Here is a 21,388-nt window from a genome sequence, read left to right as displayed (position 1 = left end):
CGGGGTGAGCGATGTGAGACATGTGCTGGTGCTGCCCGATCGTGATGCCGCGGAGGAGGTGGTGGAGGCGCTCCGGGAGCGGTTCGGAGTGCGGGAGGAGCCGCAGGTCGTCCGGGACGCGCTGGCCGGGGAGGACGACGCGGAGGACGCGCAGTGGCTGGTCGTGCTGCGGGACGAGGACGGGCGGCTCGACGAGGGGGAGCTGGACGCGTTCGCGGGCGAGTGGGAGGGGTGGCGGGAGGAGCCGTAGAGGGACAGGAGGACAAGGGGGCAGGGGAGGCGGGGGAGGGAAGGGGAGGGGGGCAGAGGCAGGGGTCAGGGAGGCGCTCGCGGGGTTCGGTGTCAGTGGCGCGTGACATGCTTGTCCCGATGGCCAGGAAGACTGCGAATGACGATCCTCTCGCCCCGGTGACCGTTGCCGTGGGCCAGGAGGACCTCCTGCTCGACCGTGCCGTGCAGGAGGTGGTGGCCGCCGCCCGGGCCTCCGACGCCGACACGGACGTACGCGACCTGACGTCGGACCAGTTGCAGCCCGGCACGCTCGCCGAGTTGACCAGCCCCTCGCTCTTCGCGGAGCGCAAGGTCGTGGTCGTACGCAATGCGCAGGACCTGTCCGCCGACACGGTCAAGGACGTGAAGGCGTATCTCGGGGCTCCCGCCGAGGAGATCACGCTCGTGCTGCTGCACGCGGGCGCGGCCAAGGGCAAGGCGCTTCTCGACGCCGCGCGCAAGGCGGGGGCGCGGGAGGTGGCCTGTCCGAAGATGACCAAGCCGGCGGACCGGCTGGCCTTCGTGCGGGCCGAGTTCCGGGCGACCGGGCGGTCCGCGACGCCGGAGGCCTGCCAGGCGCTCGTCGACGCTCTCGGCAGCGATCTGCGGGAGCTGGCGTCCGCCGTGTCCCAGCTGGTCGCCGACATCGAGGGGACCATCGACGAGGTCGTCGTCGCGCGGTACTACACCGGGCGGGCCGAGGCCTCGAGCTTCACCGTCGCCGACCGGGCGGTGGAGGGGCGGACCGCGGAGGCGCTGGAGGCGTTGCGGTGGTCGCTGGCCACCGGCGTCGCCCCCGTGCTGATCACGAGCGCGCTCGCGCAGGGCGTGCGGGCCATCGGCAAGCTGTCCTCCGCGCGCGGGGGCCGTCCGGCCGACCTCGCGCGGGAGCTGGGCATGCCGCCGTGGAAGATCGACCGGGTGCGGCAGCAGATGCGCGGCTGGACCCCGGACGGGGTGTCCGTCGCGCTGCGGGCCGTGGCCGAGGCGGACGCGGGAGTGAAGGGCGGCGGGGACGACCCCGAGTACGCCCTGGAGAAGGCTGTGGTGGCCATCGCGCGGGCGGCCCGCTCCAGAGGACGCTGACCTCACCCCGCGCCCAGGCCTCCCGGGCGTTCCGGGCCTTCCCCCAGGTGATCCAGTGGCCCTTCCCTCCCCGGGGAGGAGAATCGGACGTACCAGCCGTACATCGCCGAATCGGGAAAGGTGGCGATCACCATGGCTGAGCACCCGCACGCGATGCTCGTCCGCAAGGGCTACGAGGCCTTCAATCGCGGAGACATGGACACCCTGCGCGGCATGATGGCGGGGGACTGTACACACCACGTGCCCGGCTCCCACATGCTCTCGGGAGACTACAAGGGCCTGGACTCCATCATGGAGATGTACGGGCGGCTCCACTCGGAGACGGGTGGGTCGTTGCGCGTCGAGCTGCGCACCGTACTGGTCGACGGCCGCGGCCACGCCATGTCCATGCACCGCTTCGTCGCCGACCGGGGTGACAAGCACATCGACGAGACGGGAGGCATCGTCTTCCGGATCGTCGGAGACATGATGACCGACCTCGACGAGTGCGTCGAGGACATGGACATGAGCAACGCCTTCTGGTCGTGACCCCAGGCCGGCCCCGGCTCCGGCCCCGGCTCCGGCCTCCGGCTCCGGCTCCGGCCTCCGGCTCCGGCCTCCGGCTCCGGCCCCGCGCCTCTGCCTCCGGGCCTTCGCCCTGCCCGCAGGGCCGTCATGCCGAAGGCCCCGGTTCCCGCCCTGGGGAAGGGCGAGGCTCCGGGGCCTTCGGTTCACGCGTGATGCTTGTTGGATCGCGCCCGCGTGGCGAACGCAGGCCGTGCGCGATCCGTGGGTGCCGGTCGGGGGCGGATGAGAGAGGGCCCGCCCGGGTCCTTCCGGCGATCCGAATGAGATCGGACGACGAATCGGATCGAATCGGATCGAACGACGAATCAGATCGAACCGACTCGGAGTCGGATCAGACAATCAGAGTCAGATCAGAAAAGGGGTTCAGCCCTTGAGGGTCGCGACCTTGGTGGCCAGGGCCGACTTCTTGTTGGCGGCCTGGTTCTTGTGGATGACGCCCTTGGAGACGGCCTTGTCGAGCTGACGCGCGGCAGCGCGCTGGTACTCGGTGGCCTTCTCGACGTCACCCGCGGCAGCGGCCTCGCGGGCCTTGCGGATCGCGGTCTTCAGGGAGGACTTGACGGCCTTGTTGCGCAGCCGAGCCTTCTCGTTGGTCTTGATCCGCTTGATCTGGGACTTGATGTTCGCCACGAAAGAGCCTTTTCAGGTTCTGGCACGGGGCCGCACGGGTCCCGTACCGATGAATGACACAGCTGCCCAGGCTACCAGTGGCCCGGCGAGTGGCCCAAACCGGTCCCCGGTCGCCGCCCGTGGGACCATGGAGCCTACGTATCGATCCGACCCGAGCCGCTGACCCTGCGGATATCTCAAGAATCAGGACCCTGCGTGCCCGCGACCCCTAAGAATGTGCCCGAGCCGAGCCGTACCGACCCGGCTCTGATCCGCAATTTCTGCATCATCGCGCACATCGACCACGGCAAGTCCACCCTCGCCGACCGGATGCTCCAGCTGACCGGCGTGGTCGACCAGCGGCAGATGCGTGCTCAGTACCTCGACCGGATGGACATCGAGCGCGAGCGCGGCATCACGATCAAGTCCCAGGCCGTGCGTCTGCCCTGGGCCCCGACCCAGGATCCGGGCACCACGCACATCCTCAACATGATCGACACCCCCGGGCACGTCGACTTCACGTACGAGGTCTCGCGGTCGCTCGCGGCCTGTGAGGGGACCGTCCTCCTCGTCGACGCGGCTCAGGGCATCGAGGCGCAGACCCTCGCCAACCTCTACCTGGCGATGGAGAACGACCTCAAGATCATCCCCGTACTGAACAAGATCGACCTGCCGGCCGCGCAGCCGGAGAAGTTCTCCGAGGAGCTCGCCAACCTCATCGGCTGCGATCCCGCGGACGTCCTCAAGGTCTCCGCGAAGACGGGGCTGGGCGTCGAGGCGCTGCTGGACAAGGTCGTCGCCGAGGTCCCCGCTCCGGTCGGCGTCGTGGACGCTCCCGCGCGCGCCATGATCTTCGATTCCGTCTACGACTCCTACCGCGGTGTCGTGACGTACGTCCGTGTCATCGACGGTCAGCTCAACAAGCGCGAGCGGATCCGGATGATGTCCACCGGCGCGACGCACGAGCTGCTGGAGATCGGCGTCTCGTCCCCCGAGATGAAGGCGGCCGACGGCCTCGGCGTGGGCGAGGTCGGCTATCTGATCACCGGTGTGAAGGACGTCCGCCAGTCCAAGGTCGGTGACACCATCACCACCCTGCACAAGGGCGCGACCGAGGCGCTCGGCGGCTACAAGGACCCCAAGCCGATGGTCTTCTCGGGTCTGTATCCGCTGGACGGCTCCGACTATCCCGAGCTGCGCGACGCCCTGGACAAGCTCCAGCTCAACGACGCGGCGCTGGTCTACGAGCCGGAGACCTCCGCCGCCCTCGGCTTCGGTTTCCGCGTCGGCTTCCTCGGCCTGCTCCACCTCGACGTGATCCGCGAGCGGCTGGAGCGCGAGTTCGGGCTCGACCTCATCGCCACCGCGCCCAACGTGGTCTACCGCGTCGTCATGGAGGACCGCACCGAGCACACGGTCACCAACCCGAGCGAGTTCCCCGAGGGCAAGATCGACGACGTGTACGAGCCTGTCGTACGCGCCACGATCCTCGCGCCCTCCGAGTTCATCGGCTCGATCATGGAGCTGTGCCAGACCCGGCGCGGCACCCTGCTCGGCATGGACTACCTCTCCGAGGACCGGGTCGAGATCCGTTACACGCTCCCGCTCGCGGAGATCGTCTTCGACTTCTTCGACCAGCTGAAGTCCAAGACGCGCGGCTACGCCTCGCTCGACTACGAGCCCACCGGCGAGCAGGCCTCCAGCCTGGTCAAGGTCGACATCCTGCTGCACGGCGACAAGGTGGACGCCTTCTCGGCGGTCACGCACAAGGACGCGGCGTACGCGTACGGCGTGCGGCTCGTCGCCAAGCTGCGCGAGCTCATCCCGCGGCAGGCCTTCGAGGTGCCCATCCAGGCGGCCATCGGCTCCCGGGTCATCGCCCGCGAGACCATCCGCGCCATCCGCAAGGACGTCCTCGCCAAGTGCTACGGCGGTGACATCTCCCGGAAGCGGAAGCTGCTGGAGAAGCAGAAGGAAGGCAAGAAGCGGATGAAGATGGTGGGCTCTGTGGAGGTTCCGCAAGAGGCCTTCATCGCCGTCCTCAGCAGCGACGACAACGCGGGCTCCGGCAAGGGCAAGAAGTAGCCACGGTGGACCCCGGTTCTCAGGGCCCGTCACGCGAGAGCGCGGCGGGCCCTGTGCCTGTCCCCGGGAGAACGCTCGGGAGAAAGTGACCGTCCAGAGCCCCTTACGCGCAGGCCAGTCGCCCTCTACTCTGTCCCTGCTCAGTAGTTACTCGTGAGTTAAACAACAGCTCCGTCAAGCAGCAGCTGCGTCACACAACAGCCGCGTCCAACAACAGCCGCAATGAGCCAGCCGCACCGTCGCGGGCCCGGAGGATGTCGTGAGCGACACACAGACACTGATCGAGAACCGTCCGCCGTCCGTCGCGGGCCTCTTCCTGGAGCGCGTGGCGGCCACGCCCGACGCGGAGGCGTACCGCTACCCGGTGCCGGCCGCGTCCGGCGAGGGCCCCGACGGCTGGAAGTCGCTCAGCTGGGCGCAGGCCGCCGAGCGGGTCTACGCGATCGCGGCCGGGCTCATCGAGCTGGGCGTGCAGCCCGAGCAGCGCGTCGCGCTCGCCGCCTCCACCCGGGTCGAGTGGATCCTCGGCGACCTCGGTATCATGTGCGCCGGGGCCGCCACGACCACCGTCTACCCGCAGACCAACGCCGACGAGTCGGCGTTCATCCTCTCCGACTCCGAGAGCCGGATCCTGATCGCGGAGGACGCGGCCCAGCTCGCCAAGGCGGTGGAGAAGCGCGCCGAGCTGCCCGACCTCACCCATGTGGTCGTGATCGACCCGGCCGGCGTCGAGACCGCCGACTGGATCCTCACCCTCGACGAGCTGGAGAAGCGCGGCGCGGCCCGGCTGGAGAAGGACCCGGAGCTGATCAAGGAGCGGGTCGGCGCGATCGCCAAGGACCAGCTCGCCACCCTCATCTACACCTCGGGCACCACCGGCCGCCCCAAGGGCGTGCGCCTGCCGCACGACAACTGGTCGTACATGGCGAAGGCGATCGCCGCGACCGGGCTGATCAGCGCCGAGGACGTGCAGTACCTGTGGCTGCCGCTCGCGCACGTCTTCGGCAAGGTCCTCACCTCCGGCCAGATCGAGGTCGGCCACGTCACCGCCGTCGACGGCCGCGTCGACAAGATCATCGAGAATCTGCCGGTCGTGCAGCCGACGTACATGGCGGCCGTCCCGCGCATCTTCGAGAAGGTCTACAACGGGGTCGCCGCCAAGGCCCGGGCGGGCGGCGGGGCCAAGTACAAGATCTTCCAGTGGGCCTCCGAGGTCGCCCGCGCCTACGCCAAGGAGGCGCAGGACAACTTCCGGCGCACCGGCACGGCGTCCGCGTCCTTCGGCCTCTCCGCCAAGCACAAGGTCGCCGACGCGCTCGTCTACGCGAAGATCCGCGAGGCGTTCGGCGGAAGGCTGCGGGCGTGCGTCTCCGGCAGCGCGGCGCTCGCGCCGGAGATCGGGTACTTCTTCGCCGGCGCCGGCATCCACATCCTGGAGGGCTACGGACTCACCGAGTCCTCCGCGGCCTCCTTCGTGAACCCCGGCGAGGCCTACCGCACCGGCACCGTCGGCAAGCCGCTGCCCGGCACCGAGGTGCGCATCGCGGACGACGGCGAGATCCTGCTGCGCGGGCCCGGCATCATGGAGGGCTACCACGGGCTGCCCGAGAAGACCGCCGAGGTGCTGGAGGCGGACGGCTGGTTCCACACCGGCGACATCGGCGAGCTCTCGCCCGACGGCTATCTGCGGATCACCGACCGCAAGAAGGACCTCATCAAGACGTCCGGCGGCAAGTACATCGCGCCCGCGGAGGTCGAGGGACAGTTCAAGGCGGTGTGCCCGTACGTGTCCAACATCCTGGTGCACGGCGCGGACCGGAACTTCTGCACCGCCCTGATCGCCCTGGACGAGCCCGCGATCCTCGACTGGGCGAAGGAGAACGGGCTCGGCGGGAAGCTGTACGCCGAGGTCGTCGCCGCGCCCGCGACCGTCGCCCTCGTCGAGGGGTACGTCAAGCAGCTCAACGAGGGGCTCCAGCGCTGGCAGACCATCAAGAAGTTCCGGCTGCTGCCCCGGGACCTCGACGTGGAGCACGGCGAGATCACCCCGAGCCTGAAGCTGAAGCGACCGGTGGTCGAGCGGGAGTACAAGCACCTCATCGACGAGATGTACGCCGGAGCGCGTGAGGCGTGAGCGTGAGGCGTGAGTCGACTCGTGGGCGAACTGAAGAGCAGGTGAACTGACGAGCAGGTGAACTGACGACCGGGGGTGGATGATCGAATTCCGCCCCCGATTCATGCATCATTCCTTCGCCATTCGTTCGTCTTCGAGCACCGGCATAGCACGGTTCTTCCCCATGACGGTCAGCTTCCGTAACTGAGCGCTTATGGGTGCGGTCGGTCTGTCACCCTGTCGGCCATGGTGGCCATTCCGACCCAGCGGGAGACTGTCTCCCGTGCCGACGGCGCGCCCGCGTACGACCCGGGCGCGCCGGCGCTCACGAGTGCGCCTCCGGTCCCGCCCGCCCGCGTGAGCCTCGCCGGCAGCTCCCTCGCGCCCGGCGCCGGCCGCGCCCTGCTGCGCGCCGCGCTGGCCGAGTGGGCCGGTCTCGGCCTGCCCGGCACGGAGGGCCTCGCCGAACGCCTCGCCGAGGACGCGATGCTCGTCGTCAGCGAACTCGTCACCAACGCCGTCGTCCACGCCGGCACCGACGTCGAACTGCTGTGCCGGCTGGAACAGGAGCGGGAGCCGACGCAGGACCCCGAGCAGCCGGAGCGCCCCGGTGGCTGGGCCGTCGTCGTCGAGGTCTCCGACCACCACCCCTCCCGCGCCCCACGTGACGGCGCCCCCCGTGAAGAGGGCGCCGAACCGGCGTACGAGATGCCGGAGTACGGCCGGGGACTGCGGTTGGTCGCGGCACTGGCGGACGCCTGGGGAGTGACGTATCGCAGGGGCTCGAAGACGGTGTGGGCACGGCTGTCGGGCGGTAATCGGGACGCGGGCGTGAATCGGGACGCGGGCGGGGGCCAGGACGCGGCGGGCGGCCCCGCGTCGGCCTCGGCCTGGAGCGTCGCGCAGGCGCTCGCGCCCGAGCCGCAGTCGGCCGGGCCGGGGGCGGACTGGCTCGGCCGCGGCGCCCTCTCCTTCCTCGCCGAGGCCTCCGACCTGCTCGCCGGGCAGCTCGACGAGGACCTGGTCGCCGCCCTGACCGGGCAGCTGATCGTGCCCCGGATCGCCGACTGGTGCGCGGTGTGGCTGGAGGACGAGGTGAGCGGTCGCGGGGCGTGGCCGGGCGGTCCCGGGCCACGGCTGGTCGGCGTCTGGCACGGCAGCGAGCACCGCGTCGAGGAGCTGCGCCGAGCCCTGGAGAAGGACCCGCCGCGCCCGCCGGACGGGCTGCGGTCCGGTCCCGCCGACTTCCCGTGGCCCGGCGCGGCGGGCGGCGGCCCGCACGGTACGGCGGGCAGCCCGCACGGCATCGCGCCTGGCGCCGTGTCCGGCCTCGCGTCCGGTGCGGCGGCGGGCTCGCCCGGCACCGCGGCCGGCACCATGTCAGGCCTCACGCCCGGTACCGCGCCCGGTACCGCGCCCGGTACCGCGGCCGGCATCGCGACCGGTATCGCGACCGGACCGCAGGGTGCGGCTCTCGCCTACCGGCTGATCGTCGGCGGTCGGCCGCTGGGCACGCTGGTCATCGGGCGGGCCGGGCTGTCGGCCTTTCCCGACGAGGTCACCGGGCTGGTCGAGGACCTCGGCCGCCGGGTGGCGCTCGCGATCGGCGCGGCCCGTCAGTACGCCCGCCAGGCCACCATCAGCGCCGTCCTGCAGCGCGGGCTGCTTCCCGGCGCGGTCGCCGAGATCCCCGGGGTGCGCAGCGCCCTCGTCTACGAGCCGCGCGAGCAGGGCGGACCGAGCGGCGACTTCTACGACCTGTTCCCGGCGGGCGACGGCCGCTGGTGCTTCGCGGTGGGCGACGTGCAGGGCAAGGGGCCGGAGGCGGCCGTCGTCATCGGCCTGGCGCGGCCCTGGCTGCGGCTGCTGGCCCGCGAGGGGTACGGCGTCGCCGACGTCCTGGACCGCCTCAACCAGCTTCTCCTCGACGACGCGACCGAGGCGGCCGACGCCGCCGCCCGCGCCTTCGTCGGCCCCGCCGTACCCGGCGACGGCCCGCAGACCCGCTTCCTCTCCCTCCTCTACGGCGAGCTCGCGCCCTTCGAGGGGGGCGTCCGCTGCACCCTCGCCTCCGCCGGACATCCGCTGCCGCTGCTCCTCGGGCCCGACGGCTCCGTCGCCACGGCCGCGCATCCGCAGACCCTCCTCGGGGTCGTCGAGGACGCCACGTACACCTGTGACAGCCTGGAGCTGCGGCCCGGCGACAGTCTGCTGTGCGTCACCGACGGGGTGACGGAACGGCGTTCGGGCCCCCGCCAGTTCGACGACGGCGACGGCCTCGCCACCGCGCTGGCCGGCTGCGCCGGGCTCGACGCGCGGCTGATCGCCGAGCGCATCCGCAGCCTGGTGCACGACTTCGGCGGACAGCCGCCGGAGGACGATCTGGCGCTGCTGGTACTGCAAGCGGAGTAGTCGGCCGCGGTCTGCTGTTCGTAGCCCTCCTGCGCGACGCGGCGCTGTTCGTGCGGGTGCAGCGCCGGACGGCCGCGCGGGACGAGCCGAGCGGCTGCACCGAGACGAGGGGCTCGGCGGTGGCGTACGTCCTGGCGGGCGCGCGTCCGGGGCGACCGCCGGGCGCGGAGCTGCCGGCCCGAGGACGCGCGGGACGCATGGATGGGTGCGGACGTACGGGACAATGGGCCACATGCCTTCCGCACTCCCCGACGGCGAGCCGGTCCCGGACGACGGCGCACTCCCGGTGCACGCGCTCACCGGCGCCGCCGACCGCCCCCTCGGTTTCTACCTGCACGTCCCGTACTGCGCGACCCGCTGCGGCTACTGCGACTTCAACACCTACACCGCCACCGAGCTGCGCGGCACCGGCGGCGTCCTCGCCTCCCGCGACAACTACGCCGACACCCTGATCGACGAGGTCCGGCTGGCCCGCAAGGTCCTCGGCGACGACCCGCGCGAGGTCCGCACGGTCTTCGTCGGCGGCGGCACGCCGACCCTGCTGGCCGCGGCCGACCTCGTCCGGATGCTGGGCGCGATCCGCGACGAGTTCGGGCTGGCCGCGGACGCGGAGATCACCACGGAGGCGAACCCGGAGTCGGTCGGTCCCGCCTATCTGGCCGCCCTGCGCCAGGGCGGCTTCAACCGGATCTCCTTCGGCATGCAGAGCGCCAGACAGCACGTGCTGAAGATCCTCGACCGCACGCACACGCCGGGCCGTCCGGAGGCCTGTGTGGCGGAGGCCCGTGCGGCGGGGTTCGCGCACGTCAACCTCGACCTGATCTACGGCACGCCCGGCGAGTCCGACGACGACTGGCGGGCGTCGCTGGACGCGGCCCTGGGCGCCGGCCCCGACCATGTCTCGGCCTACGCCCTGATCGTCGAGGAGGGCACCCAGCTGGCCCGCCGCATCAGGCGCGGCGAGGTCCCGATGACCGACGACGACGTCCACGCCGACCGGTATCTGATCGCGGAGGAGACCCTGTCCGCGGCGGGCTACGACTGGTACGAGGTGTCCAACTGGGCCACCTCGCAGGCGGGCCGCTGTCTGCACAACGAGCTGTACTGGCGCGGCGCCGACTGGTGGGGCGCGGGACCGGGCGCGCACAGCCATGTCGGCGGGGTGCGCTGGTGGAACGTCAAGCACCCCGGCGCGTACGCGGCGGCGCTCGCCGGCGGCCGCTCACCGGGGGCCGGACGGGAACTCCTGTCCGAGGAGGACCGCCGGGTCGAGCGCATCCTGCTGGAGCTGCGCCTGCGCGAGGGCGTCCCGCTGAGCCTCCTGAAGGAGGCCGGACTGGCCGCCGCGGAACGCTCCCGTGCGGACGGCCTGCTCCAGCAGCAGCCGTACGACGAGGGCCGCGCCGTCCTCACCCTGCGCGGGCGGCTGCTGGCGGACGCGGTGGTACGGGACCTGGTGGACTGACCGCGCCCACTCACCCCCGTCGGCTTCGAGGAGCCGGTCTGCAGGAGCCGGTCTTCCGGAGTCACTCTTCCGGGGCCGTGACGAAGTCGATCAGTTCCTCGACCCGTCCCAGCAACTCCGGCTCCAGGTCCTTGTACGACCCCACGCGCGCCAGGATCGCCTGCCACACCGCCCCGGTGTTCTCCGGCCAGCCCAGCGCCCGGCACACGCCCGTCTTCCAGTCCTGGCCGTGCGGAACGCGGGGCCAGGACTGGATGCCCACGGCGGACGGCTTCACGGCCTCCCAGACGTCGATGTACGGATGGCCGACGACCAGCGCGTGCTCGCTGGTCACGGCCTCCGCGATGCGCCATTCCTTGGTGCCCGGGATCAGGTGGTCCACCAGGACGCCCAGCCGGGCGTCCGGGCCCGGGGCGAACTCGGCGACGATCGAAGGGAGGTCGTCCACGCCCTCCAGGTACTCCACGACCACGCCCTCGACGCGCAGGTCGTCGCCCCACACCTTCTCGACCAGCTCGGCGTCGTGCCGGCCCTCGACGTAGATGCGCCCGGCGCGGGCGACCCGTGCCCGCGCGCCGGGGACGGCGACCGAACCGGAGGCGGTACGGGTGGGACGTGCCGGCCCCGACGAAGGCCGTACGAGGGTCACGACCCGCCCCTCCAGGAGGAAGCCGCGCGGCTCCAGCGGGAACACGCGGTGCTTGCCGAAGCGGTCCTCCAGGGTCACCGTGCCCGCCTCGCAGCGGATCACCGCGCCGCAGAACCCGGTCCCGGGCTCCTCCACCACCAGGCCGGGCTCCGCCGCGACCTCGGGGACGGGCCGGGGCTTCTTCCACGGAGGGGTCAGGTCGGCGGGGTACTGGCGCATTCGGATGACGATAGGAGAAGCTCTGGGCCGATCAGGGCGACACGCCGAAACGGCCGCTCAAGGCGTCCCGCTGCGCCCTGAGGAACGCCGCGTCCACCACCGCCCCGTGACCGGGCACGTACCGCGCGTCCTCGCCGCCGAGGGCGAGGAGGCGGTCCAGGGCGGCCGGCCAGTGGGCGGGTACGGCGTCGGGGCCGGCCTGGGGTTCCCCGGACTCCTCGACCAGGTCGCCGCAGAAGACCGTCGGGGGCGAGCCCGGCACCAGGACGGCCAGGTCATGGGCGGTGTGCCCGGGTCCCACGTTCGCCAGCAGGACCTGGCGGCCGCCGCCCAGGTCGAGGGTCCGCTCGCCGGAGACGAGGTGGCGGGGGCGTACGAGCGCGGCCGTGGCCGCCGTGGCCGCGCTCTCCTCCAGCCCGTTGCGCACCGCGTCCGCCCGCAGCTCCTGTGCCTCGACGGTCCCGAAGGACAGGACGGCGGCGACGCCCGCCGCCCCGAACACCTCCGTGTCCGCGAACGCCGCCGCGCCGAACACATGGTCGAAATGGGGATGGGTCAGCGCGAGATGAGTCACATGTCGGCCGGTCAGCTCCCACGCCTGCCCCCGCAGCAGCTCCCCCTCCGCCAGGCTCGACCCCGCGTCGATCATCAGCACCGCGTCCGCCCCCACCACCAGTCCCGCCGTGCAGTCCCAGCCCGGCAGCCGGACCCGTCCCACCCCGGCCGCGACCCGTTCCCACCCCAGCCCTTCCCAAGTCACCGTCATACGGCGACGCTAGCCCTACGAAGCCCCGCCCTCGGCCGACCTTGCCCCAGGTGTACCCCGCAGCCGTACACTGGGCCGGGGAACGCTGGCACTCGGACGGGAAGAGTGCCAGGCGAGGCGCCCAGGGAACTGCGGGACGACTTCTGGAGGTGTGCGCGGATGCTGAGTGAACGCAGGCTCCAGGTGCTGCGCGCCATCGTCCAGGACTACGTCGGCACCGAGGAGCCCGTCGGCTCCAAGGCGCTCACCGAACGGCACAGCCTCGGCGTGTCCCCGGCGACGGTCCGCAACGACATGGCGGCCCTGGAGGACGAGGGGTACATCGCGCAGCCGCACACCAGCGCCGGGCGGATCCCCACCGACAAGGGCTACCGGCTCTTCGTCGACAAGCTGGCCGGCGTCAAGCCGATGACGGGCCCCGAGCGGCGCGCCATCCAGAACTTCCTCGACGGCGCCGTCGACCTCGACGACGTGGTGGCCCGTACGGTACGGCTGCTCGCGCAGCTCACCCGGCAGGTCGCCGTCGTGCAGTACCCGTCGCTGACCCGCTCGACCGTGCGGCACGTGGAGCTGCTCTCGCTCGCGCCCGCGCGCCTGATGCTCGTGCTGATCACGGACACCGGGCGGGTCGAGCAGCGGATGGTGGACTGCCCGGCGCCGTTCGGCGAGACCTCGGTGGCGGATCTGCGGGCCCGGCTGAACAGCAGGGTCGCGGGCCGCCGCTTCTCGGACGTGCCGCGGCTGCTGGAGGACCTGCCGGACGCCTTCGAGCTCGACGAGCGCGGCACGGTCACGACGGTGCTCTCCACCCTCCTGGAGACGCTCGTCGAAGAGAACGAGGAGCGGCTGATGATCGGCGGCACCGCCAATCTCACCCGCTTCGGACATGACTTTCCTCTCGTGATCCGACCCGTCCTGGAGGCCCTGGAGGAGCAGGTCGTCCTCCTCAAACTCCTTGGCGAGGCGGGGGATTCGGGCATGACCGTACGCATCGGTCACGAGAACGCCTACGAGGGACTCAACTCCACTTCCGTGGTGTCGGTCGGCTACGGTTCGGGCGGCGAGGCAGTCGCCAAGCTCGGCGTGGTCGGACCGACCCGCATGGATTACCCGGGAACGATGGGAGCGGTACGCGCAGTGGCACGGTACGTCGGACAGATCCTGGCGGAGTCGTAAGTGGCCACGGACTACTACGCCGTTCTCGGCGTGCGCCGCGACGCGTCGCAGGAAGAGATCAAGAAGGCCTTCCGGCGGCTCGCACGCGAGCTGCACCCGGACGTCAACCCCGATCCGAAGACCCAGGAGCGGTTCAAGGAGATCAACGCCGCCTACGAGGTGTTGTCGGACCCGCAGAAGAAGCAGGTCTACGACCTCGGCGGCGACCCGCTCTCCCAGTCCGGCGGCGCCGGCGCGGGCGGCTTCGGCGCGGGCGGCTTCGGGAACTTCTCGGACATCATGGACGCGTTCTTCGGTACGGCGTCGCAGCGCGGGCCGCGCTCGCGCACCCGGCGCGGCCAGGACGCGATGATCCGGCTGGAGGTCGACCTCGAGGAGGCCGCCTTCGGCACGACCAAGGACATCCAGGTCGACACGGCGATCGTCTGCGCCACCTGCAGCGGTGAGGGCGCGGCGCCGGGCACGACCGCCCAGACGTGTGACATGTGCCGCGGTCGCGGCGAGGTGTCGCAGGTGACCCGGTCCTTCCTGGGCCAGGTCATGACGTCCCGGCCCTGCCCGCAGTGCCAGGGCTTCGGCACCGTCGTGCCGACCCCGTGCCCGGAGTGCGCGGGCGACGGCCGGGTCCGCTCCCGTCGCACGCTGACGGTGAAGATCCCGGCCGGCGTCGACAACGGCACCCGTATCCAGCTCGCGGGCGAGGGCGAGGTCGGCCCCGGCGGCGGCCCCGCCGGCGACCTGTACGTCGAGATCCACGAGCTGCCGCACGCGATGTTCCAGCGGCGCGGGGACGACCTGCACTGCACGGTCACCCTGCCGATGACGGCGGCGTCCCTCGGCACGAAGGTGCCGCTGGAGACGCTGGACGGCCTGGAGGAGGTCGACATCCGGCCCGGCACCCAGTCCGGCCAGTCGATCCCCCTGCACGGCCGGGGCGTCACGCATCTGCGCGGCGGCGGGCGCGGCGACCTGATCGTCCACGTCGAGGTCATGACCCCGACCAAGCTCGACCCCGAACAGGAACGCCTGCTGCGCGAGCTGGCCAAGCTGCGCGGCGAGGAACGGCCTCTGGGGCAGTTCCAGCCGGGTCAGCAAGGTCTTTTCTCGCGGCTGAAGGATGCGTTCAACGGGCGGTGAGGTGGAGGTGCCCGGGGTCTGGGTGACCGTGCCTGGGGGCTGTGCCCCAGACCCCCCTTTCGGCCCTGAACGGGTCTCGTCCTCAAACTCCCCCAGAGGGGGGTACCGCCAGGCGGGCTGGAGATGCCGGCCCGGGCCTGAAAAGCCCGCTTGTGCCCGTGAAGACAGAGGCTCGTGCCCGTGAAACAGCTGGCATGTGCCAATGAGCAGGGCCGATTCGGACTTGTTCGGAGGACGTGACAACATGCCGTCATGTCCTCCGCACTGACCGATCTCTTCCCTCACCCGATCGTGCAGGCCCCCATGGCGGGCGGTGTCTCCGTTCCGCAGCTCGCCGCGGCCGTGTCCGAGGCCGGTGGGCTCGGGTTCCTCGCCGCCGGGTACAAGACGGCCGACGGCATGTACCAGGAGATCAAGCAGCTGCGGAGTCTCACCGGCCGCCCCTTCGGCGTGAACCTCTTCATGCCGCAGCCGGAGCATGCGGAGACCGGTGCGGTCGAGGTCTACGCCCATCAGCTGGCCGGCGAGGCCGCCTGGTACGAGACAGAGCTGGGCGACCCGGACAGCGGCCGTGACGACGGCTACGACGCCAAACTCGCCGTCCTGCTGGACAACCCGGTGCCGGTGGTCTCCTTCCACTTCGGCGTGCCCAGCGGCGACGCGCTGGACTCCCTGCGCCGCGCGGGAACGTTCACCCTGGTCACCGCGACCACCGCCGACGAGGCTCTCGCCGTGCAGCGGGCCGGCGCGGACGCGGTGATCGTGCAGGGCGTGGAGGCCGGCGGCCATCAGGGCACCCACAAGGACATCCCCGAGAACGACGGCTCCGGCATCGGGCTGCTCTCCCTGATCGCCCAGGTCCGCGAGTGCGTGAGCCTGCCGATCGTCGCCGCCGGCGGTCTGATGCGCGGCAGCCAGATCGCCGCGGCCCTCGCGGCCGGCGCGAGCGCGGCCCAGCTGGGCACCGCGTTCCTGGCCACCCCCGAGTCGGGCGCCCACGCCGTGCACAAGCAGGCGCTGACCAACGCGCTCTTCGTGCGCACCGAGCTGACCCGCGCCTTCTCCGGCCGCCCGGCCCGTGGCCTGGTCAACCGCTTCCTGCGCGAGCACGGCCCGTACGCGCCCGCCGCCTACCCGGAGGTCCACCACCTCACCTCGCCGCTGCGCAAGGCGGCCGCCAAGGCGGGCGACGCGCAGGGCATGGCGCTGTGGGCGGGGCAGGGCCATCGGTTGGCCCGTGAGCTTCCGGCCGGGCGGCTGGTGGAGGTGCTGGCGGACGAGATCGAGGCGGCCCGGACAGCGTTGGCCGAGGTTCCCGGGGGCCTCGGGGGCTCCGGCGGCGAGGGCGGCGACGCCTGATGACCGCGCCTGTGTTCGTCGTCGAGGAGCTGCCGGGCCCCGGCGCCCGCTCCGCGTTCGTGCTGGACGGCCCCGAAGGGCGTCACGCCGTGTCGGTGAAGCGGCTGCGGGCCGGCGAGGCGGTCGTCCTCACCGACGGCGCCGGCCGCTGGGCCGAGGGCGAGGTCGTCGCCGCCGAGGGCAAGGACCGGCTGGTCCTGAGCCTGAAGGACGTCGTGGAGGAGCCCGCCGAGTCGCCTCGCATCACCGTCGTACAGGCCCTCCCCAAGGGCGACCGGGGTGAGCTGGCCGTCGAGACGATGACCGAGACCGGCGTCGACGCGATCGTGCCGTGGGCCGCCGCCCGCTGCATCACGCAGTGGAAGGGCGAGCGGGGCCTGAAGGCGCTCGCCAAGTGGCGGGCCACCGCCCGTGAGGCCGGCAAGCAGTCCCGCCGGGTGCGCTTTCCGGAGGTCGCGGACCAGGCGACGACCAGACAGGTCGCCGCACTGCTGTCCGAGGCCGACTTCGCGGCGGTGCTGCACGAGGACCGGGAGTACGGCAGCGAGCCGCTCGCAACCGCCGAACTGCCCTCCTCCGGACGGATCGTGCTGGTCGTGGGGCCCGAAGGGGGTGTCTCCCCCGAGGAGTTGGCGCTTTTCGAGGGGGTCGGCGCGAAGGCGTACCGGCTGGGGCGTAGCGTGCTGCGCACGTCGACCGCAGGGACCGCGGCGACCGCGCTGCTGCTGGGGCGCACCGGCCGCTGGTCCTGAACGAACTCTCACGGGGGATGCGTTGGAACTCGCCCAGGTACGGCTGCTCGTCACCGACTTCCCGGCCTGCTACCACTTCTACGCCGAAGTCCTCGGCCTCAAGCCCCAGTCGGGGGCGACCGAAGGACCGTACGAGAAGTTCAGTCCCGCCACCGGCTCCGCGGGGATCGCGCTCCAGGACCGCGCCATGATGGCCCGGGTCCTCGGTGAGCTGGGCGATGCGGCGACGGGGCACCGCTCCCTGGTCGTTCTGCGGGTCGACGACCTCGACGCCTACTGCGCCGGTGTCGTCTCGCGCGGCGGCGTCCTCGTCCACGGCCCGGTCCCGATGACCGACCGGATGCGCGTCGCGCATCTCAGGGATCCGGAGGGCAATCTGGTGGAGCTTCAGGAGTGGCTGCTGCTCGGCGGCTGACGGCCGCGGCGGCGGCCGGGAGCAGCTCCCAGCCGTCCAACTCCCGTGAGGACGACAGCAGTCCGCGTCGGCGGGCCTCGTCGAGGAGGGCGCGGACGACGCCGGGCTCGTGGAGGTTGAGGTGGTGTCGGGCGTCGCCGACGCCGCCGGAGTGGGAGGGGTAGCCGCTGCCGACATAGCGGCCCCGGCCTTCGCGGAAGACGATCCGGGTGCGGACGCCGTCCCGGAGCAGGGTGAGGATCTCGCGGCAGGGCTCGCCGTCCCCGTGTGCGTGGCGGACCGTCCACAGGTAGGCGGTGGTCTCGTCCACGGTGAGCCGTCTCGGACGGCGGCGGTCGCGCATGGGGGAAGGGTAGAACCCGGGGGCCGGAGTGGCCGCATGAGGTCTACCGCATCCCCTGCCCGAGTGGCACGCTGCCCTCCATGGGGGCAGGGAGACGGAGACGGATTCAGGGCCGCCCACACGGGAAGCACGTCCCGCGCGCGGTCGCCGTGGCGGGGCTCGCGGTGCTGGCCGTGGGCGGGGTGGCCGCGTGCGATCCGGGCGGACTGAGCACCATGTCCGTGGCGTACACGACCGACCAGGCCGCGACGGCCGAGATCGGCCGCCGGGACGTGGACCTGCGCTGGCTGACCTGCACGGCCGACTACGACGGAGATGCGGACACCACAGCTCAGACCGTGGCCTCCGTCGACTGCCGCGGGGAGACCGCCGACGGACGGGACGTCACCGTCACCGGCAAGGTCACGCGCGCGGTCGACGGCGCCTGCGTGCGCGGGGATCTCACGGCGGACGTGGGCGAGAAGCAGCTGTTCCGGGTGAGCGGGCTGGGCGACTGCAAGTCCGCGACGCCCTCGCCGGTCGCCCCGGCGAGCTCCGCGCAGCCCGGCGGCGTCAGGCCCACGGTCACCGTGACCGTCACCGAGACGGTGTGGTGCAAGGACGGGCGGCCGGGCTGCGGGCCCGTCGAGGGCAAGTGACGGCGCAGCACGTCCCACAGCGGTGAAAACCAAGTGATCGAAACCCCTGACCTGGGAAGCCGTGCCTGCATAGAGTGATCGGGTGACCCAGCCCGCGACCTCTGCCGCATACCTCAGATTCCCGCACCTGCACGGCGAGTTGGCGGCCTTCGTCGCCGAGGACGACGTGTGGCTGGCGCCCCTCGACGGCGGGCGCGCCTGGCGGGTCAGCGCCGACAACATGCCGGTCTCCGTGCCGCGCATCTCCCCCGACGGCACGACCGTCGCCTGGACCTCCACCCGCGACGGCGCCCCCGAGGTGCACATCGCGCCGGTCGACGGCGGCCCCGCGACCCGGCTGACGTACTGGGGGAGCATGCAGACCCGGGTGCGCGGCTGGACCCCCGACGGGCGGGTCCTCGCCGTCAGCACCCACGACCAGGCGACCCTGCGCCGCAGTTGGGCCCGCGCCGTCCCGGTCGACGGCGGACCGGCGACCACCCTGCCGTACGGGCCGGTCGGCGCCGTCGCGTACGGGCCGCACACCGTGCTGCTGTCCGCGCCGATGGGCCGCGACGCCGCCCACTGGAAGCGCTACCGGGGCGGTACGGCGGGCAAGCTGTGGATCGACCGCGGCGGCCCCGACGGGGAAGGCGCAGGCGACTTCGTCCGGCTGCACGAGGACCTCGACGGGAACATCGAGTGGCCGGTGTGGGCGGGGGAGCGCCTCGCGTTCCTCTCCGACCACGAGGGCACGGGCGCGCTGTACTCGTCCCTCGCCGACGGCTCCGATCTGCGCCGGCACACGCCCCTCGAGGGCTTCTACGCCCGCCAGGCCGCCGGCGACGGCACCCGGGTCGTGTACATGTGCGCAGGCGAACTGTGGCTGCTGGACGACCTGGAGGGCGCCGAACCGCGCCGGCTCGACGTCCGGCTCGGCGGGCAGCGCATCGACCGCCGGCCCCGCCCGGTGACCGCCGCCGCCTGGCTCGGCGGGGCCGCGCCCGACCACACCGCGCGCGGCAGCGCCGTGGAGGTGCGGGGCGCCGTGCACTGGGTCACCCACCGCGCGGGACCCGCCCGCGCCCTCGCCGCGACGCCCGGCGTCCGGGCCCGGCTGCCGCGCACCTTCCGCGCGGAGGGCGAGGAGTGGGCGGTGTGGGTGACGGACGCCGAGGGCGAGGACGCCCTGGAGTTCGCCCCGGCCACCGGACCCGCCCCCGGCGCCACCCCGCGCAGGCTGGCCGCCGGACAGCTGGGCCGGGTCCTGGAACTGGCCATGGCCCCCGACGGCAGCCGGGCCGCGGTCGCCGCGCACGACGGACGGCTGCTGCTTCTCGAGCGGGAGACGGGCGAGGTCCGCGAGCTCGACCGCAGCCCCGACGGCGAGGTGTCCGACCTGGTCTTCTCGCCCGACTCCGGCTGGCTCGCCTGGTCGCACCCCGGCCCGCGCCCGCTCAGCCAGCTCAAGCTCGCCAACGTCACCGACCTGTCGGTCACCGAGGCGACCCCGCTGCGCTTCCGCGACTACGCGCCCGCGTTCACCCTCGACGGCAAGCACCTCGCGTTCCTGTCCACCCGCGCCTTCGACCCGGTCTACGACGAGCACGTCTTCGACCTCTCCTTCGTCGCCGGGGCCCGCCCGCACCTCATCACGCTGGCCGCGACCACCCCGTCGCCCTTCGGACCGCAGCGCCACGGCCGTCCCTTCGAGGCCCCCGACAAGGACGAGACGCCCGACAGCGAGGGCACCCCGGCCACCCGGATCGACCTCGAAGGGCTCGCCGACCGGATCGTGCCGTTCCCGGTCGAGGCCGGCCGCTACTCCGGGCTGGCCGCCGCCAAGGACGGCGTGCTGTGGCTGCGCCACCCGGTGCGCGGGGTCCTCGGCGCCTCCCGAGCCACCCCCGACGACCCCGATCCGAACACCGAGCTGGAGCGCTACGACCTCGCCCAGCAGCGCATCGAGCACCTCGCCGCCGACGCCGACGGCTTCGAGGTCAGCGGCGACGGCAAGCGGCTGCTGCTGTGGACCGACGGCAAGCTCAAGGTCGTGCCCAGCGACCGGCGCGCCTCCGGCGACGAGGACAGCGACTCCAACATCACCGTCGACCTCGGCCGGATCCGGCAGAGCGTCGACCCGGCCGCCGAGTGGCGGCAGATGTTCGACGAGACCGGCCGCATCATGCGGGACAACTTCTGGCGGCCCGACCTGGGCGGGGTCGACTGGGACGGCGTCCTCGACCGCTACCGGCCGCTGGTTGACCGGGCCGCCACCCACGACGACCTGGTCGACCTGCTGTGGGAGGTGCACGGCGAACTCGGCACCTCGCACGCCTACGTCATACCGCGCGGCGGCTATGGCCGCGGGCCCCGCCAGGGCCGGCTCGGCGCGGACGTCTCCCGGCACGAGGACGGCAGTTGGCGCATCGACCGCGTCCTGCCCTCGGAGACCTCCGACCCCGACGCCCGCTCCCCGCTCGCCGCCCCCGGCGTCGCGGTGCGCGCCGGCGACGCGATCGTCGCCGTCGGCGGCCACCCGGTGGACCCGGTGACCGGTCCCGGACCGCTGCTCGTGGGTACGGCGGGCAAGGCGGTCGAGCTGACGATCTCGCCGTCCGGCGGGGGCGAGCCGCGGCACGCGGTCGTCGTGCCGATCGCCGACGAGGAGGCGCTGCGCTACCACGCGTGGGTCGCGGACCGGCGGGCCTACGTCCACCAGGCCTCCGGGGGCCGGCTCGGCTATCTGCACGTGCCCGACATGCAGGCGCCCGGCTGGGCGCAGATCCACCGTGACCTGCGGGTCGAGGTGGCCCGCGAGGGGCTGATCGTCGACGTCCGGGAGAACCGGGGCGGGCACACCTCCCAGCTGGTCGTGGAGAAGCTGGCGCGGCGGGTCGTCGGCTGGGACGTGCCGCGCGGCATGCGGCCGTCCAGCTATCCGGAGGACGCGCCCCGCGGTCCCGTCGTCGCCGTCGCCAACGAGTTCTCCGGGTCCGACGGGGACATCGTCAACGCGGCGATCAAGGCGCTGGGGATCGGGCCGGTGGTCGGCACGCGGACGTGGGGCGGGACGGTGGGCATCGACAGCCGGTACCGGCTCGTCGACGGCACGCTGGTCACCCAGCCCAAGTACGCGACCTGGCTGGAGGGTTACGGCTGGGGGGTGGAGAACCACGGCGTCGATCCGGACGTGGAGGTGATCGCCCGGCCGCAGGACCATGCGGCCGGGCGGGATGTCCAGCTCGACGAGGCGATCTCGCTGGCGCTGGCCTCGCTGGAGGCCACGCCGGCCAGGACGCCGCCCGCGTTGCCGACCGGATGACGCCGGACGGGGTGAAGACGCCC

18 protein-coding genes are annotated in these 21,388 nt (G+C 72.5%); 14 read left to right on the top strand and 4 right to left on the bottom strand.

Going from position 1 to position 21,388, the window contains the following annotated elements:
- Window positions 1-4: 4 nt before the first annotated feature.
- The 3 genes from OG562_RS14120 (at window position 5) to OG562_RS14110 (ending at window position 1,884) form a co-directional block, all read left to right on the top strand.
- The gene (locus OG562_RS14120) at window positions 5-250 is read left to right on the top strand and encodes a hypothetical protein (protein WP_266397272.1); all 246 of its coding nucleotides are present in this window, start codon (window positions 5-7) and stop codon (window positions 248-250) included.
- Between the two features lie 119 nt (window positions 251-369).
- Window positions 370-1,356 (top strand): DNA polymerase III subunit delta, encoded by a 987-nt coding sequence (gene holA, locus OG562_RS14115; RefSeq protein WP_266397270.1) that lies wholly within the window; start codon window positions 370-372, stop codon window positions 1,354-1,356.
- A gap of 132 nt (window positions 1,357-1,488) precedes the next feature.
- Window positions 1,489-1,884: a nuclear transport factor 2 family protein gene (locus tag OG562_RS14110; RefSeq protein ID WP_266397268.1), complete on the top strand. Its 396-nt coding sequence runs from the start codon at window positions 1,489-1,491 to the stop codon at window positions 1,882-1,884.
- A gap of 402 nt (window positions 1,885-2,286) precedes the next feature.
- Here OG562_RS14110 and rpsT read toward each other — a convergent pair whose 3' ends face one another.
- Window positions 2,287-2,553 carry a 30S ribosomal protein S20 gene (gene rpsT / locus OG562_RS14105; RefSeq protein WP_018570778.1) on the bottom strand — a complete coding sequence of 89 codons (267 nt, stop codon included), beginning with the start codon at window positions 2,551-2,553 and terminating at the stop codon, window positions 2,287-2,289.
- Between the two features lie 195 nt (window positions 2,554-2,748).
- Here rpsT and lepA point away from each other — a divergent pair, with 195 nt between their 5' ends.
- From lepA to hemW, 4 genes are all read left to right on the top strand, one after another.
- Window positions 2,749-4,617 (top strand): translation elongation factor 4, encoded by a 1,869-nt coding sequence (gene lepA, locus OG562_RS14100; RefSeq protein WP_266397267.1) that lies wholly within the window; start codon window positions 2,749-2,751, stop codon window positions 4,615-4,617.
- A 259-nt stretch (window positions 4,618-4,876) separates the two neighbouring features.
- Window positions 4,877-6,751 carry a long-chain fatty acid--CoA ligase gene (locus OG562_RS14095; RefSeq protein ID WP_266397266.1) on the top strand — a complete coding sequence of 625 codons (1,875 nt, stop codon included), beginning with the start codon at window positions 4,877-4,879 and terminating at the stop codon, window positions 6,749-6,751.
- Between the two features lie 225 nt (window positions 6,752-6,976).
- The gene (locus OG562_RS14090) at window positions 6,977-9,142 is read left to right on the top strand and encodes a SpoIIE family protein phosphatase (RefSeq protein ID WP_266397265.1); all 2,166 of its coding nucleotides are present in this window, start codon (window positions 6,977-6,979) and stop codon (window positions 9,140-9,142) included.
- 232 nt (window positions 9,143-9,374) lie between these two features.
- Complete coding sequence (gene hemW / locus OG562_RS14085; protein ID WP_266397262.1) at window positions 9,375-10,607, top strand: radical SAM family heme chaperone HemW; 1,233 nt, start codon at window positions 9,375-9,377, stop codon at window positions 10,605-10,607.
- A 61-nt stretch (window positions 10,608-10,668) separates the two neighbouring features.
- Here the strand turns inward: hemW and OG562_RS14080 are convergent, their stop codons facing one another.
- Both OG562_RS14080 and OG562_RS14075 read right to left on the bottom strand, forming a co-directional pair.
- Window positions 10,669-11,475, bottom strand: a complete 807-nt coding sequence (locus OG562_RS14080; protein WP_266397260.1) for a DUF3097 domain-containing protein — start codon at window positions 11,473-11,475, stop codon at window positions 10,669-10,671.
- Window positions 11,476-11,506: 31 nt separating this feature from the next.
- Complete coding sequence (locus OG562_RS14075; RefSeq protein ID WP_266397258.1) at window positions 11,507-12,241, bottom strand: MBL fold metallo-hydrolase; 735 nt, start codon at window positions 12,239-12,241, stop codon at window positions 11,507-11,509.
- Between the two features lie 159 nt (window positions 12,242-12,400).
- Between OG562_RS14075 and hrcA the strand changes: the two genes are divergently transcribed.
- From hrcA to OG562_RS14050, 5 genes are all read left to right on the top strand, one after another.
- Window positions 12,401-13,417: a heat-inducible transcriptional repressor HrcA gene (gene hrcA / locus OG562_RS14070; protein WP_266397257.1), complete on the top strand. Its 1,017-nt coding sequence runs from the start codon at window positions 12,401-12,403 to the stop codon at window positions 13,415-13,417.
- A complete protein-coding gene (gene dnaJ / locus OG562_RS14065; RefSeq protein WP_266397255.1) occupies window positions 13,418-14,554 on the top strand; it encodes a molecular chaperone DnaJ in 1,137 nt (378 codons plus the stop codon).
- Between the two features lie 252 nt (window positions 14,555-14,806).
- Window positions 14,807-15,913 carry a nitronate monooxygenase gene (locus OG562_RS14060; protein ID WP_266397254.1) on the top strand — a complete coding sequence of 369 codons (1,107 nt, stop codon included), beginning with the start codon at window positions 14,807-14,809 and terminating at the stop codon, window positions 15,911-15,913.
- The gene (locus tag OG562_RS14055) at window positions 15,913-16,665 is read left to right on the top strand and encodes a 16S rRNA (uracil(1498)-N(3))-methyltransferase (RefSeq protein WP_266397252.1); all 753 of its coding nucleotides are present in this window, start codon (window positions 15,913-15,915) and stop codon (window positions 16,663-16,665) included. Before OG562_RS14060 ends, OG562_RS14055 begins: the two co-directional genes overlap by 1 nt.
- Window positions 16,666-16,687: 22 nt before the next feature.
- On the top strand, window positions 16,688-17,080 hold the full coding sequence (locus tag OG562_RS14050) for a VOC family protein (protein ID WP_266397250.1): 393 nt from the start codon (window positions 16,688-16,690) through the stop codon (window positions 17,078-17,080).
- Here OG562_RS14050 and OG562_RS14045 read toward each other — a convergent pair.
- Entirely contained in the window at window positions 17,022-17,423 is a 402-nt protein-coding gene (locus OG562_RS14045; RefSeq protein WP_266397249.1) for a hypothetical protein, read from the bottom strand. The two genes, OG562_RS14050 and OG562_RS14045, sit on opposite strands and share 59 nt — an antisense overlap.
- Window positions 17,424-17,503: 80 nt before the next feature.
- Between OG562_RS14045 and OG562_RS14040 the strand changes: the two genes are divergently transcribed.
- Both OG562_RS14040 and OG562_RS14035 read left to right on the top strand, forming a co-directional pair.
- Window positions 17,504-18,061: a hypothetical protein gene (locus tag OG562_RS14040; protein WP_266397247.1), complete on the top strand. Its 558-nt coding sequence runs from the start codon at window positions 17,504-17,506 to the stop codon at window positions 18,059-18,061.
- A gap of 82 nt (window positions 18,062-18,143) precedes the next feature.
- Window positions 18,144-21,365, top strand: a complete 3,222-nt coding sequence (locus OG562_RS14035) for a S41 family peptidase (protein WP_266397245.1) — start codon at window positions 18,144-18,146, stop codon at window positions 21,363-21,365.
- The last annotated feature ends 23 nt before the right edge of the window (window positions 21,366-21,388 follow it).

The organism is Streptomyces sp. NBC_01275, assembly GCF_026340655.1.
In the GTDB taxonomy this organism is placed as follows: Bacteria; Actinomycetota; Actinomycetes; order Streptomycetales; family Streptomycetaceae; genus Streptomyces.
The sequence above is the reverse complement of the archived record's forward strand: the minus strand, read 5'-3'. Positions and strand labels throughout refer to the sequence as shown.